Raw genomic sequence first — 458 nt, 5'->3', positions numbered from 1 at the left:
CGAAACCGGCGGCCTGCAGCGCCGCCGCCAGCCGCATGGTGGGGGCGTCCTCGCCGATGATGAGCGGCAGGATCTGCGATCCGGTCGGGGTGACGCCGCAGGGCGCGAGCGTGCGCTCGGCAAAGGCGGTGAGCGCGCTCAGCCGGTCGCGGCGTTCGGGTTCGTCGGCGAGGATGCGCAGGCTTTCGCGCACTGCGCTTGCCATCAGCGGGGAGGGCGCGGTCGAGAAGATGAAGGCGCGCCCGCGATTGACCAGAAAATCGCGCATCGTGCGCGGGCCGCACAGCAAGGCGCCCTCACAGCCCAAAGCCTTGCCGCAGGTGCGCAAGGTGATGACGTTCTCGGCCCCCTCCAGATCGGCGGCGAGGCCGCGCCCGTCGGGGCCGAACACGCCGGTCGCGTGCGCTTCGTCGATCAGCAGCATCGCCGCGTTCCGCGCCGCCACCGCTGCGAGATCG

At 72.1% G+C, this 458-nt stretch carries 1 protein-coding gene; it reads right to left on the bottom strand.

Going from position 1 to position 458, the window contains the following annotated elements; all coding sequences use genetic code 11:
* The coding region (locus AACY08_RS29560; protein WP_339472628.1) for an aminotransferase class I/II-fold pyridoxal phosphate-dependent enzyme at positions 1-424 on the bottom strand (424 nt) is incomplete at its 3' end.
* Positions 425-458 lie beyond the last annotated feature (34 nt).

The organism is Pseudomonas sp. EL_65y_Pfl1_R83, from assembly GCF_963970695.1.
GTDB classification, from domain to species: domain Bacteria; phylum Pseudomonadota; class Gammaproteobacteria; order Pseudomonadales; family Pseudomonadaceae; genus Aquipseudomonas; species Aquipseudomonas tritici.
Note: the sequence above shows the minus strand (reverse complement) of the source record. Positions and strands in the feature narration are given on the sequence as shown.